The sequence below is a fragment of the Micromonospora sp. D93 genome, from assembly GCF_018070365.1.
Taxonomy (GTDB): Bacteria; Actinomycetota; Actinomycetes; order Mycobacteriales; family Micromonosporaceae; genus Micromonospora; species Micromonospora ureilytica.
In genome coordinates, this window is record NZ_JAGPXW010000002.1 from 70,293 (window position 1) to 86,544 (window position 16,252).

At 69.9% G+C, this 16,252-nt stretch carries 10 protein-coding genes and 1 pseudogene; 6 read left to right on the plus strand and 5 right to left on the minus strand.

Annotated features, from left to right (window positions below; all coding sequences use genetic code 11):
• Positions 1–68: 68 nt before the first annotated feature.
• Together KBX71_RS02480 and KBX71_RS02485 are read right to left on the minus strand one after the other, a co-directional pair.
• Positions 69–3,116, minus strand: a complete 3,048-nt coding sequence (locus KBX71_RS02480) for an AAA family ATPase (protein ID WP_210816314.1) — start codon at positions 3,114–3,116, stop codon at positions 69–71.
• Between the two features lie 78 nt (positions 3,117–3,194).
• Positions 3,195–4,472 (minus strand): MFS transporter, encoded by a 1,278-nt coding sequence (locus KBX71_RS02485; RefSeq protein WP_210816315.1) that lies wholly within the window; start codon positions 4,470–4,472, stop codon positions 3,195–3,197.
• A gap of 221 nt (positions 4,473–4,693) precedes the next feature.
• Between KBX71_RS02485 and KBX71_RS02490 the strand changes: the two genes are divergently transcribed.
• Entirely contained in the window at positions 4,694–6,610 is a 1,917-nt protein-coding gene (locus KBX71_RS02490) for a glycerophosphodiester phosphodiesterase family protein (protein ID WP_210816316.1), read from the plus strand.
• Positions 6,611–6,779: 169 nt separating this feature from the next.
• On the opposite strand, the pseudogene KBX71_RS34705 reads toward KBX71_RS02490, so the two are convergent.
• Positions 6,780–6,875 (minus strand): annotated as a pseudogene (locus tag KBX71_RS34705) (DNA-binding response regulator); the annotation flags it as partial.
• Positions 6,876–6,991: 116 nt separating this feature from the next.
• On the opposite strand from KBX71_RS34705, the gene KBX71_RS02495 reads away from it, so the two are divergent.
• From KBX71_RS02495 to KBX71_RS02515, 5 genes are all read left to right on the plus strand, one after another.
• On the plus strand, positions 6,992–7,321 hold the full coding sequence (locus KBX71_RS02495; RefSeq protein ID WP_210816317.1) for an STAS domain-containing protein: 330 nt from the start codon (positions 6,992–6,994) through the stop codon (positions 7,319–7,321).
• A 23-nt stretch (positions 7,322–7,344) separates the two neighbouring features.
• Positions 7,345–7,659: an STAS domain-containing protein gene (locus tag KBX71_RS02500; RefSeq protein WP_374102576.1), complete on the plus strand. Its 315-nt coding sequence runs from the start codon at positions 7,345–7,347 to the stop codon at positions 7,657–7,659.
• Between the two features lie 49 nt (positions 7,660–7,708).
• The gene (locus tag KBX71_RS02505) at positions 7,709–8,089 is read left to right on the plus strand and encodes a YccF domain-containing protein (RefSeq protein WP_210816319.1); all 381 of its coding nucleotides are present in this window, start codon (positions 7,709–7,711) and stop codon (positions 8,087–8,089) included.
• 154 nt (positions 8,090–8,243) lie between these two features.
• Positions 8,244–10,379, plus strand: a complete 2,136-nt coding sequence (gene helR / locus KBX71_RS02510; protein ID WP_307846928.1) for an RNA polymerase recycling motor ATPase HelR — start codon at positions 8,244–8,246, stop codon at positions 10,377–10,379.
• Positions 10,380–10,502: 123 nt separating this feature from the next.
• Positions 10,503–13,298, plus strand: a complete 2,796-nt coding sequence (locus KBX71_RS02515; protein ID WP_210816321.1) for an AfsR/SARP family transcriptional regulator — start codon at positions 10,503–10,505, stop codon at positions 13,296–13,298.
• A gap of 146 nt (positions 13,299–13,444) precedes the next feature.
• On the opposite strand, the gene KBX71_RS02520 is transcribed toward KBX71_RS02515, so the two are convergent.
• A complete protein-coding gene (locus KBX71_RS02520; RefSeq protein ID WP_210816322.1) occupies positions 13,445–15,526 on the minus strand; it encodes a PQQ-dependent sugar dehydrogenase in 2,082 nt (693 codons plus the stop codon).
• 155 nt (positions 15,527–15,681) lie between these two features.
• Positions 15,682–16,230, minus strand: a complete 549-nt coding sequence (locus KBX71_RS02525) for an RNA polymerase sigma factor (RefSeq protein WP_210816323.1) — start codon at positions 16,228–16,230, stop codon at positions 15,682–15,684.
• Positions 16,231–16,252: the final 22 nt, after the last annotated feature.

The following is a 16,252-nucleotide window of genomic DNA, read 5'->3' on the forward strand; positions in this document are numbered from 1 at the left end:
CTGGTCGGTGCCTGCCCCGCATCGGAAAGACACGTGCCGATGCGGGGCAGGCTTCGGCCAAGGCCGGTTCAGAGGCTCAAGGGGAGGCGTTCGAGGAGTTGTTCGCTGCGCCGGCTGATGAGTGCGAAGCCGAATTGATCGGTGGTCGCCCTCGCTTCGATGGCGAGGGCGCGTGCCCGGTCGGGGTCGACCCCGGCGAGCAGTTCGGCATAGGCGAGTTGGGTACGGGCGACGAACAGGGGTGCTCGGAGGCGGCGGTTGACGGTGAGCGCGAGGTCGTACGCGGCGGCTGCTTCGTCGACGCGGCCGAGGGTTGCGAGCGCGAGACCGAGACCATAGGCGATGGAACCCTCGGTTGTCGCGCCGGTGCTGGCGACCTGGTCTCGCCAACGACCGAGGACCGGCACGAGTCGGGATGCCGGTGCGGGAAGGGCCAGCCTGTAGCAGACCTCGGCCCACAGCAGCAAGGTCGTCGACCAGAACTGCGGTGCGCCACCGGGCGAGACATCGAGGGAGTCGGTGAGCGCTAGGGCCTCCTGTTCGCGGCCGAGTTCGCACCACAGGTAGGCAAGGCCGGCCCGGAAAACCTGCAGCGTGGGGTTCTCGTCGAGGAGTTGCTCCATGGCCTCGGTCATTTCGGCCAGGCGGTCCTGGGCTCGGCGGATCTGGAAGATCTGGCCGGCGTAGCTGAAGAACGCCTCGGGCTGTCCAGTTGCGACGCCGAGTTCGAATGCGGCGTGGGCGGCGGCGTCGGCTGCTTCCAGGTCACCGTCCAGGAAGAGGTGAATCGACAGTGTCTGCGCGTTGGTCCACCGAACAAATGGCTCCGGGCTGCGCATGGCGAACGAGTCCCGGATGTGTTTCTCCCGGTCCATCGTGTCGCGGTCGCCTCGTTCGAGTGCGATCTCGTGGTGGGACATCGAGAGCAGGCCGCGCAGCCGCGCGTCGCCGGTACGTTCCGCGGCGGCGATGCCTTCGTGCAGCAACTGCTCACGGCGATCGAGCGCGTCCAGGGTGCGCAGCGCGCTTTCGGCGAGGCGGGCGACATGCGCGAGGATGTGGTCTTCGCCCGCTTCGCGGGCGAGCGTCAGCGCACGCGACGCAGCCTCTTCGACCTGGTCCACGGGCCCAGCGTGGATCTCGATGGAGAGAATCGCGTGGAGAAGTGCGCAGTCGGCCGTGCGGGGCTGCGCCGCGATCGCACCCTGCAGGATCTGGACCCGTTCGTCGTCGATCGTCCCGAACTGGCTGACGTCACCGCGGTTGTTGGCGAGCGCCGCACGTACGAGGAGGTCGTCGTGGTGTAGGCGGATGGCGAGGCGGCCGGCCTCAAGAAGGGTTTCGCGGTGCGCAGGGTCGCCCGCTTGGCGTAGGGCGGTCCCGAGGCCGACGAGGGCTTCACAGCGCCGCGTGGTCTGGTCGGCGGGGACGAGATCGAGGGCTTGGCGATACCAGGCGACCGCTTCGTCGGGTGCGAGGTGGGTCAGCGCGTAGTCGCCCGCTCGCTGGGCGTACTCAGCGGCCTTGCCGCGATTATGCGGGGGGATGGCGTGGATCCAATGGTTGGCGATCTCGCCGGCCCGTTCGCCCGCGTCGTCGCCGACACGTCGCTCCAGCGCTACCGCGACCGCCTGGTGACCGAACGCACGCGCGGTGGGCTTCAGTTCCGCGTACAGGGTGTGGGCGACGATGGCGTGCGTGAACGCGAACCGCCCGGCGGTGTCGGTGACGAGTGCGTTGTCCACAGCCGGCGCGAGGCGCTCAAACGTTCGGAGGGGGTCTTCGCCGAGCAGGTCGGAGAGCAGGTCGAGCTCGAAGTCCCGACCGATGACCGACGCGATGTCGAGTGCTCTCCGCGTTTCGGGTCCTAGGCGTTGGACGCGGCGGCCCACGACCTCGCGCACGCTGACGGGCAGCCCTCGGGTTTGCAGGTGGGCCGGAGCCGCCCAGCGGCCGTCGTCGTGTTGGCTGATGGCTCCGGTCTCGGCGAGATGGCGGAGGATCTCGGTGACGAAGAACGGGTTGCCCTCCGTCTCGGCTCGCAACGCGTCCCTCAGCGTGAGTCCGTCGTGGTCCATCTCGTGGCCCGCGATTGTCTCCAGGAGGCCGAGCATCTCGTTGTCGTCGAGACCACGCAACGCCAACCGGGACGTGCCTGGTTCACGGTGGGTCGCGGCCAACAACGCGGTCAGCGGATGCGAGGCGTCGATGTCGGAATCCCGAAACGTCGCGATCACCAACACCGGTGTCGTCAGGGCCCGCTCGACAAGGTGACGCAGGAGTGCGAGCGTCTGCACGTCCGCCCAATGCAGATCGTCGAGCACGAGGAGCGCTGGCTTACCCCGTCTCGAGACGGCGCCTAGTACGTCGATGACCGAACTGTAGAGCGCGAACCGCGCCGAATCCGATTCCAGGTCCACCGCGCCCGCACCACCCAGCAACGGCGCGAGCGCTTCGTGTCGGCCAGCGAGGACGTCAGGGGCGTCGTCGCCAAGGCTTGTCAGCACTTCCCGCCAGGGCTGATACGGAATCGACAATTCCTCGTCACAACGCCCGTACAGCACCACCGAATCGCGATGCGCCGCCGCCGCGAACACCGCACACAGCGTCGTCTTGCCGATCCCCGCCTCTCCGCTCACCAGCACCACCCGACGCTGTCCCGAGGCAAGCACCTCCTTCCACAGGTCCGCGAGCACCACGCGCTCGTGCTCCCGGCCCGCGAACCCCAAACCCGAGGACACCGCAAGTCGGTCAGGTAGGCGGACATCGTGCTCTGATCCAGGGCCGGCCCCGGCCGTCGTCTGCATGACCGTCCCGACGAACTGGTAGCCGCGGCGATATGCGGTACGGATCAACCGGTGTTCCCTGCCGGCGTCGCCGATCGCCACTCGGATGGTCCGGAGCACCGTGGTGACCGACGCCTCGCTCACGAAGCGATCGCCCCACACCGAGTCGAGGAGTTCCTCCTTGGACACGACCCGGTCGCGATGCGAGATCAGGTAATGGAGGACGTCGAACGCCCGGGGCTCGAGCGGGATGCGTCGGCCTGCGAGGCGGAGCTCGTAGAGGGAGGTATTGAGCTCGAACCCGTCAAACCGGTACGAGGCCCCCTGCACCGACGGATGGTATCACCGGCCCCGTCAGACCGACCTGGCGCGGGCGACGTCCAGGTCGGGCGGTGCCGCCCGGCGGAGTCACCGGATGCTGCGGATGCGGAGCATCAGCAGGCCCGACACCAGCGCGCTCAAGGCACCGAAGACGAACAGCGCGGGGTAGCCACCGAACCAGGTGATCACCGCGCCAGCCACCGGTCCGGCGAGCAGTTGAGGCAGGCCGGTGGCCACCTGCAGGATGCCCAAGTCGCGGCCCTCGCTGTCGGCGTTCGGCAGCACCAGGGACATGACCGCCAGGTCGATGGCGAAGTAGGTGCCGATCGAGGCTCCCAGGCACGCGGAGTAGACCAGCATCCCGGTCCAGGTGGGCATCGCGAGGGGGATCATCATCGACGCGGCGACGCCGAGGGCACTCACCCCGACGAACAGCTTGCGACGGTCCACCTTGTCCGCGACCCAGCCCGCGAGGTTGGCAACGACCACCCACACCAGAATGCTCAGAGTCAGCATCGTGCTCACGGCCGCCGCGACGTCGCCGTTGGGCACATTGCCGGTGCCGATGTAGTCCTGCAGCGTATAGAAGGCGTAGCCGCTGACCACGAAGTAGGACGCGAAGAGCATGAACCGGCTGACGAAGGCCAGCCGGAAGTCCCGGGTGCCGAACGCGGCGAAGAACGCCCGGAACGACTCCCCCATGGTCCTCCGATCCCGCACAGCGACCGGCAGGTCGCGCGCCGAGCCCTCCCGGGCACCGAGCAGCAGTAGTGCAGTGGTGACCAGCAGAACCGCGCCGATCACGGCATAGGCGCTCAGCTGGCCCAACCGGCTGGCCACCTGGACACCGAAGACAATGCCGACCGGGGTGCCCATCCCGATGACCGCCGACGCCAGGCCACGACGGTCCTGAGGAATGCGGTCGGGCAGGATTGCCGTGAGCGCGCCCGAATAGAAGTTCGCCGCGAACCACAGCACCACGGTGGTCGCGATCAGCCCCGGCAGACTGTCGGCCAGCCCCATGAGGATGCAGGCGACGGCCGAGACCACCGCGGCCGCGGCGATCCACGGCGTTCGGCGCCCGTAGCGGGAACGGGTGCGGTCGGAGATCGCGCCACCGGCGGGGATGGCGACCATCGACGCAACGGCCGCAAGCGTGGTGAGCAGGGCGAGGTTGCCGACCTTTGACGCCGGGTCGACCGCCTCCACCTGGCCCGGGAGGATGACCGCCGAGATGCCGTTGAACAGCGCGTACATGGCCGCCGTGGCCGGAAGGAGCAGCGCGAGCAGGCGGCCGACGCGCAGTCGTGACGTCGGTTCACCGCGGGCGATGACCAGTTGATCAGTGGAACGGACGTTGGTCATGAGGCCTCCGCGGCCGGGGCGATCAGAGGGAAGGTTCAGCCATCCGAGATGTGTGACGGGTAGCCGGTGTTGCATTATTGCGGCGTTCCCGCGGCGGGCAAAACTCCGCCATCGGGTTGCGGGGTCGGCACCTGGCCGATCCGGTGCGGTACACCCGACGTTCCGGCGGCCGCCATGCTTGATTGATCATCAGTTCGGGCGTGCTTCGTACCGTTCCGACCATGACTGTCCTACCCGCACCACCGTCGCCTCGCCGCGCCGGAACGCATCTCGGCGCCAGGCGTACCCGGGTCGCCGCCTCCGTCGCCGCCTTCGCCGTCACCGGCGCTGCCGTCGCGGTCGCCGTCGCGACCTCGTCGCCCGCCACCGCCGAGCCGGGCAACGTCGTCGTCTCGGAGAACTTCTCGGCCGGGTCGCTGCCCGCCGGCTGGAACGCGGTCGACGGCACCTGGAAGGTTGAGAACGGCCGGCTGTACGGAACCTCCGCCAGCTCCAGTGAGAACAACAAGATCACCTTTGGTCGGCACCTGAACGACTTCCGCCTTGAGGCGACCATGCGCTTCGAGTCGGTCTCGGCCGCCACCCGCTGGGCCTCCCTCGGCATCGACGTCCCCGCCAGTGGCGCGACCCCCTGGTGGATCGCCACCATGCGCAGCGGCACCACCGCCGCCAACGGGCTCGAATTCGCCCAGCGGACCACGGCCAACGCCTGGGTCGTGACGAACACCGCCTCCGCCGCGTCCGCCGCAGGCACCGGCCGGGACGTCCGCGTCGCCGTGGAGGTGCACGGCAACCAGGCCCGCTGGATCTTCGACGGGCGGGAGGCGATGCGGACGAGCAGCCTCCAGCGCTCCGCCGACGGCGTCCAGGGGCTGTTCGTCAACGGCGCGACCGTGTCGTACGACGACGTCACAGTCACCGAGCTGGCGCCGAACGGCTACCTCCGCCCCGAGGGCAGCCCGTTCACCGTGATCGCCCACCGGGGCGCGTCCGCAGCCGCACCGGAGAACACCCTCGTCGCCCAGGAGATCGCCCGTAAGGGCGGCGCCGACTGGATCGAGAACGACGTCCAGCCGAGCAAGGACGGCATCCCGTTCATCCTGCACGACGGCACCGTCGACCGGACCACCGACGGCACCGGCAACATCCGGGACCTGACCGCCGCGCAGATCAAGGCGCTCGACGCAGGCTCCTGGTTCGGCCCGCAGTACGTCGGCGAGCGGGTGCCCACCCTCGCCGAGCAGCTCGCCGACCTACGGACCCGGGGTGGCAACCTGCTCGTCGAGATCAAGGGCAAGCACACCCGCGACGAGGTCGCCACGATCATCCAGGTGATCCGGGACGAGCAGATGATGGGCCGGGTCTTCATTCAGAGCTTCGAGGTCGACGCCCTCAGGTACACCTACGAGATCGCCCCCGAGCTGCCACTCGGCCTGCTTCGCAGCACCCTCGACGCCGACCCGGCGGCGATCGCGAAGGAGCTGCACCTGACCGCGTACAACCCGGACGGCAACGCGCTGCTGGCCAAGCCGGAGGTCGTCGCTCCGCTGCACGCCGCCGGGGTCGCCGTGATGGCCTGGACGATGGACTCCGCCGGCCTGTGGCAACGGTTGGAGCGGATCGGCGCCGACGCGATCATCACCAACCGCGCGGCCGAGCTGGTCGGCTGGAACTCGGCGTTCGTCCAGCGGGCCTCCGCCGACCCGACCGTGCGGATCACCTCACCGGCCGACGGGGCTCGGCTGGACCGGGCGCAGTCCCCGGTGATCGCGATCGCCGCGACCAACGCGGACACCGTCACCGTCACGTTGGACGGTAAGAAGTCGGCCGCCGGGCGCAAGCTCGACCTGGCGAAGCTGACCGCCGGTCGACACACCATCTCCACCGAGGCGACCGGGCCCGAGGGCACCGCCACCGCAACCAGCACCTTCACCGTGACGGTGAGCCAGGCCGGCCTCGGCTACCTGATCCTCACCTCCGGCGCGGACTCGGCGGCCGTCACGGCGATGGCCACCAAGCTGACCCACGCCCAGTACGCCGAGCTGGCCACCTACGCCGACCGGCAGGCCGGCAAGCTGGTGCCGGCCGAGATCGCAAGCGTCATCGCCGCCGACGCCCGCACCCTCGCCCTGAAGTAGCGGCATCCCGGGTGGCGCTGGCCCGTCGGCCAGCGCCATCCGGAGTCCTCAGCGGACGGCCAAGGGCGACTCGGTCCGCTCCCCCCGCTCTCGCACCAACGGCAGCGCCGGCGCCAGCGCCAACGCCATGCACAGGCCGCCGATCGGAAGCAGGTCGAGGGTGACCACGTGCGAGCAGCAGCGCGAGCCGGATGCGGTCGTCGTCCTCGATCACCAGCACGGCCGTCATCCCGGAATCATGCTCGGCCGACCGTCGGGCGGCCAACCACGCGGCCCGGCCGGCGGTTTTTCACACAACTGTCACAGAGCCTTGCAGTGATCGCCAACCCCACCCAGCACGGTGGGGGAAGGGACCGAGAGCTGACGGAGAGGGGTACGGCAATGGCGACGCCGGTGCTGCCCGCGAGGTACACGCTGCCGCTGGTCGAGGTTCGCGTCACCGAACTCGATCTGGGCTGTCTGCCGGAGGTCGGCGCGATGTTCGATCGGCTGCTGGCGCTGCGCCCCGCACAGATCGTGCTCGACCTGTCCGACTGCCGGCACCTCGACGCCGCCGCCATCGGGCTGCTTCTCGACGTGCACCGGCGGCTGGCTCGCGCCGACGCGGCCCTCACCGTCCGCAGTCCGAACCCTCGGGTTCGGCGCATCCTGCACACCACCCGCCTGGATCAGGTGCTCCCGATCGTGAGCGAGGTAGGACCAGCAGCATGACCGTCGTCCCGGACGAGCACCTGATGACCCTGATTTGCGACACCTGCGGCCGGCACGTGGCCGAGGTGGGCGGGCATGTGGTCGTCGACCTGAGCCGGGTGCACATCATCGACTCGACAGGCCTCGGCCTGCTCGTCCGCGCCCACCGGGAGGCCCGCGAACGCGGTGTCACGCTCTGCCTCGCCGCTCCGTCGCGATTCATCCGCACCGTCCTGCACACCATGCGTCTGGACGGGGCTTTCCCGATCTTCGACAGCCGCGACGACGCCCTCGCCCAGTTGTCCGACGGTGGCGCGAGGACACCCGCCGAGGGTCACGCGGTGGCCGTTCCGCGCTGAGGGCACCGGGCGGGCCGGCCGGGTGGCGAGCATGTTTCATGCTGGAGTGGTGATTCGTTTCGTACTGAATGTGCTGTGGCTCGTCCTCGGCGGTGGCATCGTGCTGGCGGTCGGCTACGGCATCGCCGCGCTGATCTGCTTCGTCCTGGTCATCACCATCCCGTTCGGCGTCGCGTCGCTGCGCCTCGCGGTCTACTCGCTGTGGCCCTTCGGCCGCACACTGGTGCCCAAGCCAGGCGCGGGCATCGGCTCCGGCCTGGCGAACATCCTCTGGGTGGTGCTGGCCGGCTGGTGGCTCGCGCTCTCCCACATCCTCGCGGGCATCGCCCTCTGCGTCACGATCATCGGGATCCCGTTCGGCATCGCCAACTTCAAGCTCGTTCCGGCCGCGTTCTGGCCCCTCGGCCGCGACGTCGTGGACGTGCCCTGAACACGGAAAACGGGAGACACCCAGCCTCCCGCCACTTCTAACTTATACCGCACTGGGGGGCTTGCGGCAAGACCCCATTTATGACGCAGAATCGTCGGCCGAGGCCAGATTCTGCCGAAATGGAAGTCATGAATTGGATTCCTTGCCTACCTCCGTGTTCGAACTCCCCGATCACCTCTCCCCCAAGGCCGACCCGGCGCTCATCGCTCACGACGAGGGGCACTTCACCGCCATGGCGCAGGCTCTCGCGCAGCTGAGCGCCGAGTTGTCCGACCGTCTGGACACCGCGCGCCGGGCGCCCGGCGGCAAGGGCCGGCAGGCCGTCGACCGGGACGAGGAGGTCCGCCGGCTGACCGCCCGCCTGCGCTCACTGAGCCGCTACGGGCTGGACCTGTGCCTGGGCCACGTGGTCCCGGCGGACAACCCCGAGCCCGTGTACATCGGGCGTCGCGGCCTCACCGACAGCACTGGTCGGCGGCTCCTGCTCGACTGGCGCTCACCCGCCGCCGAGCCGTTCTTCGGCGCGACCCACGCCAACCCGATGGGCCTGGCGAGCCGCCGCCGCTACCGCTGGACCCGCGGCCGGATCAGCGACTACTGGGACGAGGTGTTCACAGCGGACGGGCTCGTGGGGCACGCCGTCGCGCTCGACGACCAGTCCGCGTTCATCGCCAGTCTGGGCGGCGCCCGGTCGGCCCGGATGCGCGACGTGCTCAGCACGATCCAGGCGGACCAGGACGCCATCATCCGGGCGGAGTCGGCCGGCGCCCTCGTGGTCGACGGCGGTCCGGGCACCGGGAAGACAGTTGTCGCCCTGCACCGCACCGCGTACCTGCTCTACTCCGACCCGCGCCTCGGTCAGCGCCGGGGTGGGGTGCTCTTCGTGGGGCCGCACCAGCCCTACCTGGCGTACGTCGCCGACGTCCTGCCCAGCCTCGGCGAGGAGGACGTGCAGACCTGCACCCTGCGCGACCTCGTGCCCGAGGGGGCCACGGCAACGGCCGACACCGACCCGGAGGCGGCCCGGCTGAAGTCCTCGGCCGAGCTGGTCCGGGCGGTCGACGCGGCCGTCCGGTTCTACGAGGACCCGCCGGTCGCCCCGATGACGATCACGGTCGGCGACTCCGACGTACGGCTGAGCGCCGACGACTGGGCCGACGCGTTCCAGGCACCCGGGCCGGGCACGCCGCACAACGAGGCGCGCGAGGAGATCTGGGAGGAACTGCTCACCATCCTCGTCGACAGGTACGACGGCGACGACCCGGACGACGTGCTCCGCGACTCGCTGCTGCGTAACCGGGAACTGCGGGCGGCTGTCAACCGCGCCTGGCCGTTGCTCGACGCGGCCGAACTCGTGGGTGACCTGTGGTCGGTGCCCGCGTACCTGCGCAGGTGCGCGCCGTGGCTCAGCCCGGCTGAGGTCCGCAAGCTGCAACGCGACGAGCCCCGGGCCTGGACCGTGTCCGACCTGCCGCTGCTCGACGCGGCCCGGCAGCGCCTCGGCGACGCGGAGCGGTCGGGGCGCACCCGCCGGCGTGACCCGGCCGCCACTGTCGAACGCGAGCACATGGCCCGGGTCGTCGACGAACTGCTCGCGGCCGACACCTACGACGACGGGGAGGGCCTGCTGACGATGTTGCGTCAGCCCGACCTGCGCGACGCCCTGGTCGACGAGTCCGGACTGCCGGACGCCGACCCGGACCTGCTGGCCGGCCCGTTCGCGCACATCGTCGTCGACGAGGCGCAGGAGCTGACCGACGCCCACTGGCAGATGCTGCTGGCGCGCTGCCCGTCGCGCAGCTTCACCATCGTGGGCGACCGCGCCCAGGCCCGGCACGGGTTCACCGAGTCGTGGCAGGAACGCCTCAAGCGGGTCGGGCTGGACCGGGTCACAGTGGCCTCGTTAAGCATCAACTACCGGACGCCGGCGGAGGTCATGGCGCAGGCCGAGCCGGTCATCCGGGCCGTGCTCCCCGGCGCCAACGTGCCGACCTCGATCCGCGGCAACGGGCTCCCCGTCGTCCACGGATCGGTCGCGGACCTGGTGTCGATCCTCGACACCTGGCTCGCCGCGCACGCCGACGGGATCGCCTGCGTGATCGGCGACCCGGCGTTCCCGCCCACGGCCCGCGTCCGGTCACTGAGCCCGGAGCAGGCCAAGGGCCTGGAGTTCGACCTGGTCGTCCTCGTGGACCCGGAAACGTTCGGCACCGGCATCGAAGGGGCTGTCGACCGCTACGTCGCGATGACCCGGGCCACCCAGCAACTCGTGCTCCTTGCCAGTGGCTGAGGGCACGGATCACGCCGTCCGGCCAGGGCGAACACGGTGGCACCCAGCCCGACCCGCATCGTCACCAGGGCTGGGGGTTTGCGCCGCCGTTGAGGGCGATCGATACCCGATACGCTGCGCCCTGTGGAGTTCCAGGTGCTCGGGGATGTCGCGGCCAGCCACCGGGGCAGCCCGGTCGAGCTGGGTCGCCGACAGGAGCGCTGCCTGCTGGGGTTGCTGTTGCTGGAGCCCCGCCGGGTGCTGCTGACGGAACGTCTGATCGAGTTGCTCTGGAGTGACGTCGACGCGGCGGATCGTCGCGCTACCCTGCACACCTACGTGGCACGGCTGCGACGGAGACTCGCCCCGTACGGCGTTCGCATCGTCACGCGCGGCGCGGGCTACCTGATCGATGTGGACCCCGCGACGGTCGACCTGCACCGGTTCACGGCAGAGGTGGACCGGACGCGCACGATCGCCGATCCTGCGGTCCGTGCTCAGGCCCTGGCTGCGGCCCTCGACCTGTGGCGTGGCCCGCTGCTGGTCGGTGTGGCGGACGAGGCACTACGTCAGCGGCTCGGGCGTGGTCTTGAGGAGCGCCGGTTGGCCGCGTTCGAGCGACGGGTGGAGGCCGAACTGGCGGCCGGTGAGCATGTCCGGGTGGTGGGGCTGCTGGCCGACCTGGTGCGGGAGTTCCCCACCAGGGAACACGGGATCGAGCTGTTCATGGTGGCGCTGACTCGTGCCGGTCGGCGTGCCGAAGCCCTCGAGGTCTACCGTGACGCGCGCCGGACGCTTGTCGAGGAGTTCGGTGTCGAGCCCGGCCAGGATCTCCAGCGCCTGCACCAACGGATTCTCGCCGACGACCCGGATCTCGCGTTTCCGACGCTCAGCCATGCCGACAACACCTCGGCCGCGCCGCGGCACCTGCCGCGCGACATTCCGGGATTCATCGGCCGCGACGCGGATCTCGTGACCCTCGACAACGCCGCCAGCGACGACGGGGCGTCCTCCGGTGTCGCCCCGATCTGCACGATCGGCGGAATCGGCGGGCTCGGCAAGACGGCGTTGGCCGTGCACTGGGCGCATCGGGTGGCCTCGCGTTACCCGGACGGCCAGGTGTTCGTCAATCTGCGGGGCCACGGAACCGATTCGCCGACCCGTCCGATCGACGCACTCGGCCAGCTGTTGCGGGCGCTGAGCGTGCCACCGGAGCGCATACCCCTCGACGTCGACGAGGCGGCGGCCCTGTACCGGTCGACGCTCGCGGAGCGGCGGGTGTTGGTCCTGCTCGACAACGCCGTCTCCTCCGAACAGGTGCGTCCGCTGCTCCCGGCGTCGGCGTACTGCCTGACGGTCATCACCAGCCGCAATCGCCTCGATGGGCTGGTGGCCCACGAGGGGGCACAGAGCCTGAGGCTGGGCCTGTTGTCCGACGACGAGGCGTACCGGCTCGTGGCGACGATGATCGGCGCGGATCGTGCGGCGTCGGGCCGGGACGAGATCCTCCGACTGGCGGCGCTCTGCGGAAACCTGCCACTGGCCCTGCGCGTCGCCGCCGCACGGATCGTCGTGGACGAACGTCTGACCGTCCCGGATCTGCTGCTGGAGCTGGCTGACGCGCGAGAGCGGCTGTCCGGGCTGGCTGTCGAGGGCGACAGCGCGGTGCGCGGCGTCTTCGCGGTGTCCTATCGCGCCCTGCCGGCCGCCGCGGCGCGCGTGTTCCGGCTGTTGGGCCTCGTGCCGAACACGGCACTGTCGGCCGCGGCCACGGCGGTCCTCGCGGGCCAGGCCGAGAGCCAGATCCAGGAGCACATCGACGCGCTGGTGGACCGCCACCTCCTCGACGACGATGGCACGGGCCGCTACCAGATGCACGACCTGCTCCGGCTCTACGGCGCTGAGCGGGCTGAGCGGGAGGACTCCGATCACGATCGACTCCTGGCGGTGGGGCGGCTCACCGACGCGTATGTCCAGCAGGGTGTCGCCGCCCAGAGCGTGTTCCAGCGCCTTCGTACGTCGGTGCCCATGCGCATCGCGCATCCACTCGCGCAGGTGCCCACCTTCGACTCGATGGGTGCCGCCAGCGCGTGGTTCCAGGTGGAGGGCGGCAACCTGGTGGCGTTGGTCAGGATCTGCGACAACCTTGGACTGGCGCGAGAAACCTGGCAGCTCGCCGATTGCCAGTACAGCTTCCTGGTGCGAACCCACGCCCTGACCACGCTGCGGGAGACTCACGAGCTGGGGGTGGTCGCGGCGCGCCTCGACGACCGGCCGGACGGTGAGCGGCTGATGGCGAACGGCCTCGGGGTCGCCTACGCGCTGGGGCGGAATTTCGACAAGGCCATTCGGTGGATGGAGATTGCCGCGCAGGTCAACCTGGAGCAGATTTCCCCACGCGACGAGGTCGTCAGCCGGATGAACATTGGCAACGCCTACGGGCAGAAGGGCGACTGGGGCGAGTCCGAGAGGCACCTGCGCCTCGCCCTGGCCGGGGCTCGGCAGTTGGACGACGTCTTCATCCTGTGTGTCTGCCTGAGCAATCTCGGGTGGCTCTATACCGAGCAGGGGCGGGCGCAGGAGTCGCTCGCCCTCCTCGAAGAGGCGCTGCGGATCGCCGTCGACCACGACATTCGGCAGCAGATCCCACCGCTCGAGGTGCACCTCGCGCACCAGAACGCGAACCTCGCGCGGTACGAATCCACGGTTCGGCACGCCCGGGCAGCGGTGGCCCTGCGACACCTCGGCGATCATCTCAGCACCGCGCGCGGGCTCTACTGGCTCGGTGTCGGTCTCGACGGCCTCGGGGCCTCGGAGGAGGCGGTCGACAGTTGGCAGGAGTCTTTCGGGTTGATGACCGACATCGGCAGTGGCGACGCCGAGTATCCCGCTGCCGCCCTCGCGCGGGCCGGGCACCACAGCCAGACCGATCCGGCCTGACTCACCGGGCCGCCCTGGTCTGGTAAGGGTTTGGTCAGATCGCCGCGTCAGTCTCTCGGTAGAGCCGGCGTGAATCGCCGGGCCGGGTAGACCCAGAGGCTGTTTCCGCAGGGCCAGCACGGGGTGGCCCTGCGGAGACGTCGGAACTAGTTGCCGAGCGTGACATGGAGGATCTTCTCGTTGCTGTTGTTCGGGGTGCTGTCCTTGTCACCAACGTTGGTGGTGGTCAGCCACAGCCCTCCGTCGGGAGCCGGCTCCACCGTCCGCAACCGACCGTAGGTGCCACTGAAGTAGGTCTGCACGTTCGTCAGGCTGCTGCCGCTGATCACCGCGCGGTACATCCGAGCGCCTCGGGCGCAGGCCACGTACAGCGCGTCGCGCACGATCGTGATGCCGGAGCAGGACCCTTCGGCGGTCGGATAGGTGCGCGCCGGCGCGATGAATCCGGCCGTGCCGCAGGTGCCACTCGTGCCCTCGCAGGCCGGCCAACCGTAGTTCCCGCCCTTGGTGATCAGGTTGGTCTCGTCCATGACCGAGTTGCCGAACTCCTGCTCCCACAGCCGGCCCTGCGAGTCGAACGCCAGCCCCTGCGGGTTGCGGTGGCCGTAGCTCCACACGTAGTTGCCGAACGGGTTGTCCGAGGGGACTGTGCCGTCCGGGTTGAGTCGCAGGATCTTGCCTTCGAGGCTCGACCGGTCCTGGGCGTAGTTGCCGTTCTGGGCGTCGCCGGTGCTGGCGTACAGCTTGCCGTCCGGGCCGAACCGCAGGCGACCACCGTCGTGGTACTTGTTCCGCCGGATACCGCTGAGGAGCACCTGCTCGCTGGCGGTGTTGAGTCGCCCGTTCTCCAGCCTGATCCGGACGATGCGGTTGTCGCTCGGCGAGGTGTGCATGATGTACAGCCAGCGGTCGCTGGAGTAGCTGGCCGAGACGGCGAGCCCCAGCAGGCCGCCCTCACCGTCGGTGCTCTGCACGTTCGGCACCGTGCCCAGGTTGGTCTTGGCGCCGGTGGTCGGGTTGAGCTGGATGATGTCGTGCGCGTCGCGGCGGTTGTAGAGGACGCTGCCGTCCGGCAACGTCACCAGACCCCACGGGATGTCGGTGTCGGTGGTGACCTGCCGCACCCCGCACACCGGGTTGGCGCAGGCCGCGCCGGTGGTCACCGTCGCGGTGCCGCTGCGCGACGAGGCGTTGTCCTGCGCGTCCCGAGCCACAACGTAGTACTGGTAGGAGGTGTTTCCCGCCAGACCGCTGTCGGTGAACGTGGTCGCCGGCGGTGCGCCGGTGACCGTGCCGACCTTCACGCCGCCGCGAAAGATGTCGTACGCCCGGACTCCGATGTTGTCGGTCGACGCCGTCCAGCGCAGCGTCACAGTGGTGCCCGAGGCGGTGCCGGTGAGCTGTTGCGGCGCGGTCGGTGCCTGGGTGTCCGCCTGACAGGCCGGCGGGGTGATCGACACGGTGGTGCTCGCCTGGGACACGTTGCCGGCGGCGTCGCGGGCGTTGACGTACAGGCCCCAGGTCGCGCCGGCCACCACCGTCAGGTTGGTGGACAGCGTCGTGCCGCTCACCGACGTCATCAGCTGGCCGTCGTGGTAGATGTCGTAGAACGCCACAGCCACGTTGTCCGTCGAGGCGTTCCACGCGAAGGTCACCGAGTTGCAGGTCAGGCCGCTCACCCGTGGGCTGCCCGGCGCGGACGGCGGCTGACTGTCGGCGTTGCCGAGAGACGTCGTCCACCGCTGGTTGGACTGCCCGTTGCAGGTCCAGAGACCGACGGTGGTGCTGTTGGCGGTGCTGGCGCCGGACACGTCCAGGCACAGGCCGGACTGGACGCCGACGATGGTCCCGGAGGTGGTGATCCGCCAGCGTTGGTTGGCGCCGCCGGTGCAGCCACTGATCTGCGCCGCGGCGGGAGCGGTGGTGTCCTGGCCGATCACGTCGAGGCACATCGTCTCGTCGTAGACCCGCAGTTCCCCGGCCGAGGTCAAGGTCCACGCCTGGTTGGCCTGGCCATTGCAGTCGTAGATGTTGATGCCGGCGCCGGCGGTCCTGACGTTGCCGACCACGTCCAGGCAGCGACCGCTGGCCACGCCGACCACTGTCGACGGTGCCACGGCGGCTGCGGGCACGCCGACCGCCAGGCTCAGCAGCGTCACCGCCGCCATCGCCACCGGCAACAGCCGACGTCGACGGTGGCGTGGGTTGCTCCGCGCGATGACTCGCATCCGTCCTCCAGGCTCAGGGCATCGACCGGCCCACCCAGACGACCAAGCGCCCGACCAACCGAACGTGCACATCGACCATCAAAGATGCGATCGCCGCACATGTCAAACGATGTCCGCCGATCAGGGGCAAAACCATGGATCGGCGTACGCACCGCTCAGGTTCCCTGCAACGTCTCCCGAACGTACCGACGGGCGTGATGGATCCGGGACTTCAGCGTGCCGATCGGGATGCCCAGCTGCCCGGCGATCTCCTGATAGTCGAGCTGACACAGGTCGCGGAGCACGAGGGCCGTCGCCAGCTCCGGCCGGTGCGCCTCCAGCCGATCCAGCGCGTCCAGCAGATCGAGGCGCGATCCGGCGATGACGCTCGTCGTACGGGGGTCGGCCACCTCGACGGGCAGCAGCGTGCTGGGCCACTCGGCCGCTCGTCGCCGCAGTGACCGGTAGGTCTGGCGGGCGCAGTTGGCGACCACCGTGTGCAACCAGGTGGAGAAGAGCGACCGCCCCTCGAACCGTTGGATGTGCCGGGCCACCTGCAACAACGCGTCCTGCGCCGCCTCCTCCGCGTCCTGCCGACAGGGCAGGAACCGCCCGCACTGCTCCAGCACCCGTGGACCGATCGCGGCCAGCAGCGCGTCGAGTGCGCGGCTGTCGCCGGCCGCCGCCCGCCTCGCCAGCTCTTCGGTGTCAGATTCCTTCGCCACCCGCGCTCCCCCGCTCGTGGGC